The sequence below is a fragment of the Ruegeria sp. CG11 genome (assembly GCF_056537245.1).
This window is the reverse complement of record NZ_JBQFRE010000001.1, coordinates 16,925-29,521: the sequence shown is the minus strand read 5'-3', so window position 1 is coordinate 29,521 and position 12,597 is coordinate 16,925. Positions and strand designations below refer to the sequence as shown.

General features: G+C 60.3%; 11 protein-coding genes and 1 pseudogene. 10 read left to right on the top strand and 2 right to left on the bottom strand.

The window, feature by feature from the left end; all coding sequences use genetic code 11:
* Nucleotides 1-56 precede the first annotated feature (56 nt).
* From fabI to trpE, 5 genes are all read left to right on the top strand, one after another.
* Nucleotides 57-863, top strand: a complete 807-nt coding sequence (gene fabI, locus ACR0KW_RS00140) for an enoyl-ACP reductase FabI (protein WP_170325040.1) — start codon at nt 57-59, stop codon at nt 861-863.
* Between the two features lie 5 nt (nt 864-868).
* Complete coding sequence (gene gpt, locus ACR0KW_RS00135) at nt 869-1,378, top strand: xanthine phosphoribosyltransferase (protein ID WP_170325041.1); 510 nt, start codon at nt 869-871, stop codon at nt 1,376-1,378.
* A 27-nt stretch (nt 1,379-1,405) separates the two neighbouring features.
* Nucleotides 1,406-2,581, top strand: coding sequence for an aminotransferase (locus ACR0KW_RS00130; protein ID WP_480803203.1), 1,176 nt, complete (start codon nt 1,406-1,408; stop codon nt 2,579-2,581).
* An 80-nt stretch (nt 2,582-2,661) separates the two neighbouring features.
* Complete coding sequence (locus ACR0KW_RS00125) at nt 2,662-4,503, top strand: peptidyl-prolyl cis-trans isomerase (protein WP_480803202.1); 1,842 nt, start codon at nt 2,662-2,664, stop codon at nt 4,501-4,503.
* Nucleotides 4,504-4,515: 12 nt separating this feature from the next.
* Nucleotides 4,516-6,027: an anthranilate synthase component I gene (gene trpE, locus ACR0KW_RS00120; protein WP_480803201.1), complete on the top strand. Its 1,512-nt coding sequence runs from the start codon at nt 4,516-4,518 to the stop codon at nt 6,025-6,027.
* A gap of 145 nt (nt 6,028-6,172) precedes the next feature.
* Here the strand turns inward: trpE and ACR0KW_RS00115 are convergent.
* Both ACR0KW_RS00115 and ACR0KW_RS00110 read right to left on the bottom strand, forming a co-directional pair.
* Nucleotides 6,173-6,660: pseudogene (locus ACR0KW_RS00115) on the bottom strand (transposase).
* Between the two features lie 106 nt (nt 6,661-6,766).
* The gene (locus tag ACR0KW_RS00110; RefSeq protein WP_480803200.1) at nt 6,767-8,278 is read right to left on the bottom strand and encodes a divergent polysaccharide deacetylase family protein; all 1,512 of its coding nucleotides are present in this window, start codon (nt 8,276-8,278) and stop codon (nt 6,767-6,769) included.
* A gap of 195 nt (nt 8,279-8,473) precedes the next feature.
* Here ACR0KW_RS00110 and ACR0KW_RS00105 point away from each other — a divergent pair, with 195 nt between their 5' ends.
* From ACR0KW_RS00105 to ACR0KW_RS00085, 5 genes are read left to right on the top strand one after another with little or no spacing between them, the layout of a single operon-like run.
* Nucleotides 8,474-9,055 (top strand): anthranilate synthase component II, encoded by a 582-nt coding sequence (locus ACR0KW_RS00105; protein WP_480803199.1) that lies wholly within the window; start codon nt 8,474-8,476, stop codon nt 9,053-9,055.
* Entirely contained in the window at nt 9,052-10,071 is a 1,020-nt protein-coding gene (trpD, locus tag ACR0KW_RS00100) for an anthranilate phosphoribosyltransferase (protein WP_480803198.1), read from the top strand. The genes ACR0KW_RS00105 and trpD overlap by 4 nt, the downstream gene beginning before the upstream one ends.
* Nucleotides 10,068-10,880 (top strand): indole-3-glycerol phosphate synthase TrpC, encoded by an 813-nt coding sequence (gene trpC / locus ACR0KW_RS00095; RefSeq protein ID WP_480803197.1) that lies wholly within the window; start codon nt 10,068-10,070, stop codon nt 10,878-10,880. Before trpD ends, trpC begins: the two co-directional genes overlap by 4 nt.
* The gene (moaC, locus tag ACR0KW_RS00090) at nt 10,880-11,353 is read left to right on the top strand and encodes a cyclic pyranopterin monophosphate synthase MoaC (protein WP_480803196.1); all 474 of its coding nucleotides are present in this window, start codon (nt 10,880-10,882) and stop codon (nt 11,351-11,353) included. The genes trpC and moaC overlap by 1 nt, the downstream gene beginning before the upstream one ends.
* Nucleotides 11,350-12,522 carry a molybdopterin molybdotransferase MoeA gene (locus ACR0KW_RS00085; RefSeq protein ID WP_480803195.1) on the top strand — a complete coding sequence of 391 codons (1,173 nt, stop codon included), beginning with the start codon at nt 11,350-11,352 and terminating at the stop codon, nt 12,520-12,522. Before moaC ends, ACR0KW_RS00085 begins: the two co-directional genes overlap by 4 nt.
* The last annotated feature ends 75 nt before the right edge of the window (nt 12,523-12,597 follow it).

Here is a 12,597-nt window from a genome sequence, read left to right as displayed (position 1 = left end):
GCAACCAATGGCATAAACCAACTCAACATGACGCGAAGACAGGCGGAGAACCGAACATGTCAAATCAGTTGATGGCCGGAAAACGCGGCCTCATCATGGGACTGGCCAATGATAAATCGATTGCATGGGGAATTGCCCGCGCTTTATCCGAAGCCGGAGCCGAACTTGCCTTTTCCTATCAGGGCGACGCACTGAAGAAACGGGTTGACCCGCTGGCAGCGCAACTGGGCAGCGAAATTGTCCTGCCCTGCGATGTAAGCGATGAGGCGTCGATTGATGCGCTGTTCTCTTCGCTGGAAGAGAAATGGGGCAAGCTGGACTTTATCGTTCACGCGATCGGATTCTCGGACAAGAACGAACTGCGCGGTCGCTACGTCGACACCAGCCGGGCGAATTTCAAGCTGACCATGGATGTGTCGGTCTATTCCTTCACCGCCGTGATGCAGCGGGCCGAGAAGATGATGTCCGAAGGCAGCAGCGCCGTTACCCTGACATATTACGGCGCGGAACAGGTGATGCCGCACTATAACGTGATGGGCGTTGCCAAGGCCGCGCTGGAAGCGTCGGTCAAATATCTGGCCGAGGATCTGGGCAAGGACGGTATCCGCGTCAACTCGATCTCGGCCGGTCCGATCAAGACCCTGGCTGCCAGCGGCATTGGCGACTTCCGCTATATCATGAAGTGGAACGAGTATAACTCGCCCCTGCGCCGCAACGTGACCATCGACGATGTGGGCAAGTCGGCGCTGTATCTGCTGTCCGATCTCAGCAGCGGCGTCACCGGTGAGAATCTGCACGTGGATTCGGGCTATCACATCGTCGGCATGAAGGCCGTCGACGCCCCGGACGTTGAGAAAGGTTAAGAACAATGAGTGCCAAAGACCGCCTGCCCCACGAAAAAGGCTTTCACATCAGCTGGGACCAGATTCACCGCGACTCGCGCGCTTTGGCGTGGCGGCTGGACGGTCAGGGCCCTGATGACGGCGCATGGCGCGCCGTTGTCGCCATCACCCGCGGTGGCATGGCACCCGCGATGATCGTCAGCCGAGAGCTGGACATTCGTACCGTCGATACGATCAGCGTGCGGTCCTACCACCATCAGGCGCAGGGCGAAGCCGAGGTGCTGAAAGCCCCCGATGCCGATCTGATGGGCGATGGTGAGGGCGTTCTGATCATCGACGATCTGGTCGACAGCGGCAAAACGCTGGAACTGGTGCGTGCGATGTATCCGAAGGCGCATTTCGCCACCGTTTACGCCAAGCCAAAAGGCCGCCCGATGGTGGACACGTTCATCACCGAGGTCAGCCAGGACACTTGGATCTTCTTCCCGTGGGATATGGCCCTGCAATATGTCGAGCCCTATCGCGGCACCGACTGATCCTCTGCTGAACATTCAGGACCACGCATGACCCGGACACGCACCGCCGCCACCTTTGCCCCTCCGGTGATGGAGGCGCGGCGTTGGCTGGAAGGCGTGGTCTTTCCCGAAGATCGGCCTCTGATCAATGTCAGTCAGGCCGCACCGGTTGATCCACCGCCCTTGGTGCTGCGTCAGGCCATGGCCGAGTTCGCCGTGACCGAGGACAGTGCGCATCTATATGGGCCGGTTTTGGGCAATCCCGATTTACGCGCGGAACTGGCAAGGCAGATCGGCCAGCATTACGCCGCTGAACTCGCGGCCGATCAGGTTGCCATCACCTCGGGCTGCAATCAGGCGTTTGCGGCGGCGGTCTCGGCAATCACCGACGAAGGGGACGAGGTCGTCCTGCCAACCCCTTGGTATTTCAACCATAAAATGTGGTTGGATATGGCTGGCGTTCGCGCCATCGACCTGAAAACCGATGATGATCTGTTGCCCGATCCCGATGCGGCCCGCGCCTTGATCACGGATAAAACCCGCGCAATCGCTCTGGTCACCCCGAACAATCCGGGCGGCGTGGAATACCCCTCGGAATTGGTGCGCGCCTTCTATGATCTGGCGCGCGAGGCGGGCATTCGGCTGCTGGTCGATGAAACCTATCGCGATTTCGACAGCCGCAGCGGCCCGCCGCATGACCTGTTCAGCCAACCGGACTGGCAGGACACGCTGGTCCACCTCTATTCCTTTTCCAAAGCCTACCGCCTGACAGGTCACCGCGTTGGCGCGATTGCAACCGGTGCGAAGCTTCTGGCAGAAATCGAAAAGTTTCTGGACACAGTGGCAATCTGCCCCAGTCAGATCGGCCAGTTCGCGGCGCTCTGGGGGATGCAAAACCTGTCGCAATGGGTGGCCGGAGAACACGCTGAAATCCTCGATCGCCGTGCGGCGATTCAGGAAGAACTGCCCCGCCTGGCCGACAAGGGCTGGCGCCTACTGGGGCTGGGGGCATATTTCGCCTATTTCGAGCATCCGTTCAACATCCCTTCGGACGAACTGGCGCGCCGTCTGGTGCCCGAGGCCGGTATCCTGCTGCTGCCCGGTACGATGTTCATGCCCGCCGACGATCCGGCCGGAAAACGTCAGGTCCGCATCGCGTTTGCCAATCTCGACCGCGCCGGAATCGCACAATTGTTCGACCGCCTGCAGGCCCTGTCCTTCTGAGCTTGCCCCCCGGCTGCGCGCGTCGTATTCAGGGCCGCAACCGACAGGGCAGTAACTTGCCACACCAATAAGAGGGCACCATGGCCGCGCGCGTGAAAAACCTATCGAAGACCTTTGTCTGGATTATCATCGGCCTAGTGATGCTGGGCCTTGCGGGCTTTGGCGCAACCAACCTGAGCGGCACCGTGCGCACCGTTGCACAGGTCGGGAACGAGGATATCTCGATCAACGAGTATGTCCGCGAGTTGCAGCGCGAAATCCGCGCGGTCGAAAGTCAGACCGGCCAGCCCCTGCAAATGTCGCAGGCGCAAGACTTCGGTCTGGACCAACTGGCCCTGTCGCGCCTAACCGCACTGGCCGCGCTGGACAACGAAGTTGGTGAGTTGGGCATTTCGATCGGCGACGAGAACCTGCAAAAGGAAATCGTCGCTATTCAAGCGTTTCAGGGTGTTGATGGTTCGTTCGACCGTGATGCCTATCAGTTTCAACTGGATCAGGTCGGTATGACGGATACCGAGTTCGAAACCGACCTGCGCAAGGAATCCTCGCGCACCATCGTGCAAAACGCGGTGGTCAGCGGAGTTGAGATGCCGTCGGTCCTGACGCAAGTACTGACCGATTATGTCGGCGCCCGCCGCAGCTTTACCCTGGCCACAGTAGGGCCGGATGCGTTGGACGTCCCTGTCGCCGCGCCGACGGATGAGCAGGTTCAGGCCTACTATGACGAGAACACTGATCAGTTCACCCTGCCCCGCACCAAAAAGCTGACCTATGCGATCCTGTCGCCGGAAATGCTGTTGGACAGCGTCGAGGTTGATGAAGACTCGGTGCGTCGCCTCTATGATCAGCGCGCCTCGGAATTCCACCAGCCTGAGCGCCGTCTGGTCGAACGTCTGACCTATCCCAGCGAGGAGGCCGCGCAAACCGCAATGGCGCAGCTTGAGGTCGGTGGCACCACGTTTGAACAGCTGGTGCGTGACCGCCAACTGGAACTCAGCGATATCGATCTTGGCGACGTAACCCGCGAGGATCTGGGCGAAGCGGCCGATGCCGTCTTTGCCGCTGATCTGGACACCGTGGTCGGCCCGCTGCCGTCGACCTTTGGTCCCGCGCTGTTCCGCATCAATGGCTCGCTGGCTGAAAACACAACCTCGTTCGAAGACGCCGCCCCCGCCCTGCGCGAGGAACTGGCCGCCGACCGCGCCCGCCGTCAGATCGAGGCACAGGCCGAAGACATCAATGATCTGCTGGCCGGAGGCGCTACTCTGGAAGAACTGACCTCTGAGACCGAGATGGAACTGGGTCAGATCGACTGGACCCGCCAGAGCGACGACGGCGTAGCGGCCTATGATGGCTTCCGCACCGCCGCCGAAGCTGTGAACGAAGGTGATTTCCCCGAGGTTGCGTTCCTTGAGGACGGCTCGATCTTTGCCCTGCGCCTGAACGAAGTTCTGCCCCAACGCCCCGAGCCGCTGGAGACAGCGCGCGAACGCGTGGTGGCAGCATGGACTCAGGCCGAAACGAACAAGGCACTGGAAGAACAAGCCAACGCGGTTCTGGAGCAGTTGAAAGCGGATGGTGACTTCACCACCACCGGCCTGCCATTCCGCGTAGAAAACGCCCTGACACGCACCGCGTTCCTGGACGATGTGCCTGCGGATTTCATGGTGCAGGTTTTCGAAATGGAACCCGGCGAGCTGCGCACCGTTCCGGGTGACGGTTCCGCGTTCATCATCCGTCTGGAAGAGTTGCTGGCGCCTGCCGAAACCGACGAGCTGCGTCAGGCCCAGGCCGCGCTTGAGGCTCAGTTGAACCAGGCTTTGGCCCAGAACATCTTCGACGCCTATGTGCGCGATGCGCAGGCCCGCGCCCGCCCGGTGATTGATCAGCGCGCGCTGAACGCCGTGCAGTCGAGCTATTAAAAGAGACCGAATATGGCCCTGACCCCCGAGTTTGACAGCTTCGCCCGCGCCTACGAGGCTGGCGAAAATCAGGTCGTCTATACCCGTCTGGCAGCTGATCTGGATACGCCCGTGTCCCTGATGCTCAAGCTGACAGGTGCGCAGAAAGACGCGTTCATGCTGGAATCCGTGACTGGTGGAGAGATCCGCGGGCGGTATTCGATCATCGGTATGAAGCCGGACCTGATCTGGCGCTGTCGCAGGGAAACGTCCGAACTGAACCGCTCGGCTCGCTTCGATGCCGAGGCGTTCGACCCGCAGGACGGTAACCCGATGGACAACCTTCGCGCGTTGCTGGCCGAAAGCTGCATCGCGCTGCCCGATGACCTGCCACAGGCTGCGGCGGGGCTGTTCGGCTATCTGGGCTATGACATGGTGCGGTTGGTCGAATACCTGCCAGACGTGAACCCCGACCCGCTCGGCCTGCCCGATGCGATCATGCTGCGCCCGTCGGTCATTGCTGTTCTGGATGGTGTCAAAGGTGAGGTCACCGTCGTCTCGCCTGCCTGGGTGGCCGAGGGGCAATCGGCCAAGGCCGCCTACGCGCAGGCCGCTGAACGTGTGATGGACGCGGTTCGCGATCTGGAACGCGCCATGCCCGCCGAAACCCGCGATCTGGGCGATGCCTCCGAAATTGCGCCGCCGGTGTCGAACTTCACCAAGTCCGGCTATATGGAAGCGGTCGAAAAGGCCAAGGAATACATCCGCGCGGGTGACATCTTTCAGGTGGTCCCGGCGCAGCGCTGGACGCAGGATTTCCCGCTGCCGCCATTTGCGCTCTATCGTTCGCTGCGGCGTACCAACCCGTCACCCTTCATGTTCTATTTTAACTTCGGTGGCTTTCAGGTCGTCGGGGCCAGCCCCGAGATTCTGGTTCGCGTCTTCGGGGATGAGGTCACGATCCGCCCAATCGCAGGCACTCGCCCGCGTGGTGCGACACCCGAAGAGGACAAGGCCAACGAGGCCGATCTGCTGGCCGACAAGAAAGAGCTGGCAGAGCACCTGATGCTGCTGGATTTGGGCCGCAACGACACCGGTCGCGTGTCCAAGATCGGAACCGTGCGCCCGACCGAAGAGTTCATCATCGAACGCTACAGCCACGTGATGCACATCGTGTCGAACGTAGTCGGAGAGCTGGCCGAAGACAAAGACGCACTGGATGCGTTCTTTGCCGGGATGCCAGCTGGCACCGTCTCAGGCGCGCCGAAAGTGCGCGCGATGGAGATCATCGACGAGCTGGAGCCGGAAAAACGTGGCGTCTATGGCGGCGGTGTCGGTTATTTCAGCGCCGGTGGCGACATGGATATGTGTATCGCCCTGCGGACGGCCATCGTGAAGGATCAGAAGCTGTATATTCAGGCCGGTGGCGGTGTCGTGTACGACAGCGACCCCGAGTACGAATACATGGAGACCGTTCACAAATCGAGCGCCATCCGCCGCGCCGCAGCCAATGCCGCCCGGTTCACCGGAAACGGAAACTCGTAGCGGAGTTCTTTACCGCGTAGAACACTCGCCGCCGATTTTGGACGCCTAAAAATCTTTGCATAAATAGATGAATACTGCGCAAGCAATCGCAAGAACAATTCGTTGCGGTATCATGCCTTGGTAACTGGGTTCCGGGCTAATTGATTTACGGCCAGAGTATTTTGGTGGCTGTGGGCGCGACGGATGAAAGGACGGCCATCGGGCGTCTATCATCTCGGGTTGCGACGCGCCGCCAATCCTTCCGGCGTCCGAACCTGATCTCGATTCGGTTTCTGCGTCTGTAGCGCCGCTTGCCACACCAGACAGGTTTGTAACGCGATTTTCAACTTGGAACGCAGAGCCTTATTCCTTTGTCATTTAGGGCTCTGCGGAACCAGTACGTGTCATAGCCGCGATCTCCCACAAGCCAGCCAATAGTGGACTGTTAAACAGGGCTCCGGCACCCGTGTATCCGCCGTTTCGATCGGTTGTACTGGGCCTTTAGCGGACCAAACTCGCGAGGCTCATCGGATCACCACAAACTATTGTTTTGTTAAACATTGAACCTCTTAGCACACGTAGATCATCAACCTTCGGCTTGTCATAGCTCTTTGGCAAGAAAGGCAGAAGGCGCGCCTTCTGCTTGTCGATCAATCAGAACAAATTGCTCATCATCCGCCGCCCGAAACTTAGGGACTTGCAAGATGTGGACCAGGTGACGGCAAGCAAATCATTGGTTCAGAACCTACGCGGGCTGAAATTATTTTGCGTTATTTATCATCACCGCAGATATCGGGGCCATGGCGACACGGTTGCCCCGATCCTCGAGCCCCCACAACAGCAGGGCCGAGATCGTGTCGGGGCGCAGGCGGCCCAGCATCACGACGGTCCCTTCCTGCCCGGCACGGAACGCGGCCTGGTCCAGGAAACGGCGCATGATCTTGGGATCCTGACGCGCGCCGTCGATATCCCGAAAGATCACACCCGACGGCACGCCATTCCGCGCAGCCAGCTTCTGCACGGTGTTCAGCCCGTTATCCTGCGTGATCAGACCACGCCCGGTACCAGCGGCAATCGCAGCCACCTGATCGGCCAGTTTTCGGTTGCCCTGAATGCCCGAGTCCACCCCCTCGAGGATACCCACCGTTTCCGGCAGTTCTTCGAGCCAAACGGCCAAAGATACCTCGGCATCCTGCGCACTGGCGGCTTCGGGCAGATCGGCCAGAGCCAGAACTTCGAAACCGCCCTCACGGTGCCTGTTCATCTTATCCGCGGCTTCCGGATCAGAGGGGCTAACCGCAAAGGTCAGCGGGTACGGGAAATCCTGCAGAGCCTCGGCACCGTAAGCGCCCTCATCGTCGATCAGGATGATTGACATCAGGGGCTTGGCCTCAGGATTCTCAAAATCGGCAGCGTAGGCCTCAATCGGCTTGCCCGGAGCAAGCAGATTAGTGCCGGTTTCAGTGGCCTGAGTGGCATCATCACGTTCGGTCAGGGGCACAACACGCGTGCCAACACTTGGCCCAGCGGCAGCTTCAGCATCTCCTCCGATCTGGGGAACGGACGCGATACGGGGCAGATCGCGGGGCGCTGCATCTTCGTCGCCTTCGACGGCAATCGGGCTGTTCTCGAATGGGTTTTTTTCTTCCTCAGTCACCGCAGTGTCGGCCACCTCGGGTTCGGACTCCGGGGCACTTTCGGATTCGGCTTCCGGCGCACTGTCGAGTTCAGGTTGAGGTTCGACGCCTGCAACTTCGGGTTCGGGCTGGGCCGCAGTTTCGGCGACTTCAGGCTGCGCCTCTACCTCGACAACCGGTTCGGGCTGAGCTTTGGGCGCATCCAGCGACACCTCGGGCAAGGCTTCGGCGTTGGGTGCCCCCTGCGCCGACGGCGGTGCCTGCGGCGCAACGGGTGCTTCTGTGGATACGGTGACCGATGCTGAGGGTGCTGTGGCGGGTTCGTCTACCTGTGGGGCAGGCTCTTTCATTTGGGGCTGAGCTTCGGGCTCGACCTCAACATCCGACAATTCGGCCAGTGTGTCGGTCTGGTCAAAGGTGGATTCGGGTTCGGTTGGCGGAATGTCCAACAGATCTGCATCGCCAACGGTGTCGGTCGCTTCTGCAGTGGTGTCGGGAACCTCTGCCGCTTCAGGTTGCGGAGCGGACACGGCCACTTCCGGTTTTCTCGTCAGAGGCGTGTTCAGAGACACCACTGCCCCCAACACTAGGACAACGATCGTTCCCACGATCATCCCGCCGACAAATCCGCCCATACCTATTGCCTCTCGTCCTAGTCCTGCTTCGATCGCATGTTCGCCGTCTGCAGCGGCATTTACTTGCCTCGGCACCTGGAACCGGATGTCCCCTTGACGCTGCCGCGCAAGCCTGAGCATGTATGTCCAGACATTATACCGTGGCTCGGGGCTGTATCGCCAGCCCGAAATGCCCAAGCCGAGACAAGTGCCCAAATGCTGCTGCTGATCGACAACTACGACTCGTTTACTTACAACCTCGTACACTATTTAGGCGAACTTGGTGCCGAAATGGTCATTCGGCGGAATGATGCCCTGGATGTTCAGGAAGCCATGGCGATGAACCCGGCAGGCATCCTGCTGAGTCCGGGTCCCTGCGATCCTGATCAGGCGGGAATCTGTCTGGCCCTGACCAAGGCCGCTGCCGAGACGAAAACCCCGCTGATGGGCGTATGCCTGGGTCACCAAACCATCGGGCAAGCCTTTGGTGGCGACGTCATTCGCTGCCATGAAATCGTGCATGGCAAGATGGGCACCATGCACCACACCGGGAAAGGCCTGTTTGCAGGGCTGCCATCGCCCTTCGAGGCAACGCGCTATCATTCGCTTGTGGTCGATCCCAACACCCTGCCCGACTGCCTTGAGGTGACAGCCGAGCTGGAGGACGGCACCATCATGGGCCTCCAGCACAAAGAACTGCCTATCCACGGCGTCCAGTTCCATCCGGAATCCATCGCCTCCGAGCACGGCCACGCCCTGCTCAAGAATTTCCTGTCTGAGATGAAAGTTCCCGCATGAGCGACGCTCTGAAACCGCTGATCGGAGCCGCCGCCGACCGGCCTCTGACCCGCGACGAGGCTGAACAGGCCTTTGGTATCCTGTTTGAAGGCGAAGCCACGCCCAGCCAGATCGGTGGGTTGTTGATGGCGATGCGCACTCGAGGTGAAACAGTCGCGGAATACGCCGCTGCCGCTGCCGTCATGCGCGCGAAGTGTAATGCGGTCAAAGCCCCCGCCGGAGCGATGGACATCGTCGGCACCGGGGGCGACGGCAAGGGCACACTGAACATCTCCACCGCGACGGCCTTTGTTGTGGCCGGAGCCGGTGTGACCGTGGCCAAGCACGGCAACCGCAACCTCAGCTCGAAATCCGGTGCGGCAGACGCTTTGGGACAGCTGGGCATCAACGTGATGGTCGGCCCGGAAGTGGTTGAAAACGCTTTGGAAGAGGTCGGCATCGGTTTCATGATGGCACCGATGCACCATCCGGCCATCGCCCATGTCATGCCCTCTCGGCAAGAGCTTGGGACTCGTACGATTTTCAATATCCTCGGGCCCCTTACCAACCCGGCCGGTGTCAAACGCCAACTGACCGGAGCATTCAGCCGCGACCTGATCCGCCCGATGGCAGAAACACTGGGCCTTCTAGGTTCGGATCGCGCATGGCTGGTGCACGGGTCGGATGGCACTGATGAGCTGACCATCACCGGCATCAGCTGGGTGGCCGCGCTTGAGGACGGCACTGTCAAAGAGGTTGAGCTTCACCCAGAAGACGCAGGCCTGCCGGTGCACCCGTTCGAGGATATCCTCGGCGGCACACCCGAAGAAAACGCCGTCGCCTTCCGCGCGCTGCTGGATGGGCAGCCCTCGGCCTATCGTGACGCGGTATTGCTGAACTCTGCCGCCGCACTGGTGGTGGCAGACGCGGCTACCGACCTGAAGGACGGGGTTGCCAAGGCCGTCGAAAGCATAGACAGCGGAAAAGCCAAAGAAAAAATCGCCGCACTGGCCCGAAAGACTCAGGAGGCCGCATGACAGAGACGGTACTGGACAAAATCAAAGCCTATAAACTGGAGGAAGTCGCTGCTGACAAGGCAGAGAAACCTCTGGACCTTCTGGAAGGTGAGGCACGATTTGCCCCTGAAGTTCGAGGCTTTGCAGCCGCACTGCAAAAGGCCACGCGTAAGGGCTATGGCCTGATCGCCGAGGTTAAGAAAGCGAGCCCTTCCAAAGGGTTGATCCGCCCCGATTTCGATCCGCCCGCTCTCGCCAAAGCCTACGAAGACGGCGGCGCGGCCTGCTTGTCGGTGTTGACCGACACGCCCAGCTTTCAAGGCGCCAAAGAGTATCTGACCGAAGCCCGTGCAGCCACATCGCTGCCCGCGCTGCGTAAGGACTTCATGTACGACCCTTATCAGGTGATCGAGGCGCGCGCTTTGGGTGCAGATTGCATTCTGATTATCATGGCATCGGTCGAAGACAGCCAGGCCGCTGAGCTGGAGCAAACCGCGTTCGACTGGGGTATGGATGTTCTGATCGAAGTTCATGACGAAGCCGAGCTTGAACGTGCGACCCAGCTGAAAAGCCCTCTGATCGGGATAAACAACCGAAACCTAAAGACTTTCGAAACCTCGCTTGATACCACGCGCCGGTTGTCGAAACTGGTGCCGGGCGACCGGACTATTGTTTGCGAAAGCGGCCTGAGCACGCCCGCAGATCTGGCCGATATCGCCCGCTATGGCGCGCGCTGTTTCCTGATCGGTGAAAGCCTGATGCGTCAGGACGATGTCACAGCCGCCACACGTCAATTGCTGGCAAACCCGCTAATCCCTGGAGTGATGTGATGCCTCTGACCCATTTTGACGCGCAAGGACAGGCGCATATGGTCGATGTGTCGGACAAGGCCGTCACCGACCGGGTGGCGGTTGCCGCCGCCCATATCAAAATGGCGCAGGAAACCTTTGATCTGATTTCCGAAGGCCGCGCCAAGAAGGGTGACGTTCTAGGCGTCGCGCGTCTGGCTGGGATCATGGGGGCAAAGAAGACGCCTGACCTAATTCCGCTGTGCCACCCTCTGCCAGTGACCAAAGTGGCCGTTGAGTTGACACTGGACCCCGACCTGCCCGGCGTTCGGATCGAGGCAACCGTCAAGACCTCAGGCCAGACTGGGGTTGAGATGGAGGCGCTGACTGCAGCCTCCACTGCCGCGCTGACCGTTTATGACATGACCAAGGCCGTCGATAAGGCGATGGAGATCGGCGGCATCCGCGTTTTGTTGAAAGACGGCGGAAAATCAGGGCGTTACGAGGCGAAATGATTACGGTCGAAGACGCCCGGGCGCTGCTGTTTGATCTCGTTTCCCCGCTGAACGCCGAAACGGTTCCGCTTGTCGACGCCGCCGGTCGCGTGCTGGCACAGGATGTCAGCGCCACCCGCGATCAGCCGCCTTTTGCCGCGTCTTCGATGGATGGCTATGCCCTGAAATCGGCCGAGGTCGAACTGCACGCAATGTTCAAGGTCATCGGTGAATCCGCTGCCGGTCGTCGGTTCGACGGCACCGTCGGGCCGGGTCAGGCGGTGCGTATCTTCACCGGCGCTCCGGTTCCTGAAGGTGCTGATTTCGTTGTTATTCAGGAAGATACCGACCGTCGCGGTGATCTGCTGACGATCACCGACGAACCCGGGTCCAAATCCAACATCCGCCCTGCCGGTATCGATTTCCAAACCGGCGCCCAAATCTCGGCACCGCGCGTACTGCGCCCCGAGGTCGTCGCGTTGATGGCGGCCATGAACATTCCGGCAGTGCCAGTTACGCGCAAACCCGTGGTTGCGCTGATTTCGACCGGGGATGAACTGGTCATGCCGGGCGAAACCCCCGGTCCGGATCAGATCATCGCGTCGAACACATTTGGCCTGAAAGCCCTGCTGGATAACGCGGGTGCGCAGGTGCGCATTCTGCCGATTGCGCGCGACACAGTTGCCTCTCTTGAAACGGCATTTGGGCTGGCAGAGGGCGCCGATCTGGTTGTTACCATCGGCGGTGCCTCGGTAGGCGAATACGATCTGGTTGCCGATGTCTCGCAATCGTTGGGGATGGAGCGATCCTTCTACAAGATCCGGATGCGCCCGGGGAAGCCTCTTATGGCTGGTCGGCTGGGCGACACCGCGATGGTTGGATTGCCGGGAAATCCTGTCAGCGCAATGGTTTGCGGATACCTCTTCCTGATTCCGATGGTGCGGCGGATGCTGGGGATTGAACAAGCCCTGACCCCATTTCAGCGCGCGCGTCTGGCTGAACCTATTGGCGAAAACGGCCCGCGCGAGCACTACATGCGCGCGATACTGGACCACACGGGCATTCGCGCGTGTGCGGATCAGGACAGCTCTCTGCTGAGTGTTCTGGCGCAGGCCAATGCGCTGTTGGTGCGCGAACCTCATGATCCGGCACGCCCCGCCGGGGATGAGGTGCTGTACCTGCCGATCTAATCGGCGCTCAAATCCGTTGACACAAAACGTGAACATGCGTAGAACAAAAGAAAACGCATGACCGACGAGGTGTGA

What these genes read in the sequence shown, in the direction of transcription:
- fabI (WP_170325040.1), top strand. Translation starts at nt 57, where the DNA reads ATGTCAAATCAGTTGATGGCCGGAAAACGCGGCCTCATCATGGGACTG.
- gpt (WP_170325041.1), top strand. Translation starts at nt 869, where the DNA reads ATGAGTGCCAAAGACCGCCTGCCCCACGAAAAAGGCTTTCACATCAGC.
- ACR0KW_RS00130 (WP_480803203.1), top strand. Translation starts at nt 1,406, where the DNA reads ATGACCCGGACACGCACCGCCGCCACCTTTGCCCCTCCGGTGATGGAG.
- ACR0KW_RS00125 (WP_480803202.1), top strand. Translation starts at nt 2,662, where the DNA reads ATGGCCGCGCGCGTGAAAAACCTATCGAAGACCTTTGTCTGGATTATC.
- trpE (WP_480803201.1), top strand. Translation starts at nt 4,516, where the DNA reads ATGGCCCTGACCCCCGAGTTTGACAGCTTCGCCCGCGCCTACGAGGCT.
- ACR0KW_RS00110 (WP_480803200.1), bottom strand. Translation starts at nt 8,278, where the DNA reads ATGGGCGGATTTGTCGGCGGGATGATCGTGGGAACGATCGTTGTCCTA.
- ACR0KW_RS00105 (WP_480803199.1), top strand. Translation starts at nt 8,474, where the DNA reads ATGCTGCTGCTGATCGACAACTACGACTCGTTTACTTACAACCTCGTA.
- trpD (WP_480803198.1), top strand. Translation starts at nt 9,052, where the DNA reads ATGAGCGACGCTCTGAAACCGCTGATCGGAGCCGCCGCCGACCGGCCT.
- trpC (WP_480803197.1), top strand. Translation starts at nt 10,068, where the DNA reads ATGACAGAGACGGTACTGGACAAAATCAAAGCCTATAAACTGGAGGAA.
- moaC (WP_480803196.1), top strand. Translation starts at nt 10,880, where the DNA reads ATGCCTCTGACCCATTTTGACGCGCAAGGACAGGCGCATATGGTCGAT.
- ACR0KW_RS00085 (WP_480803195.1), top strand. Translation starts at nt 11,350, where the DNA reads ATGATTACGGTCGAAGACGCCCGGGCGCTGCTGTTTGATCTCGTTTCC.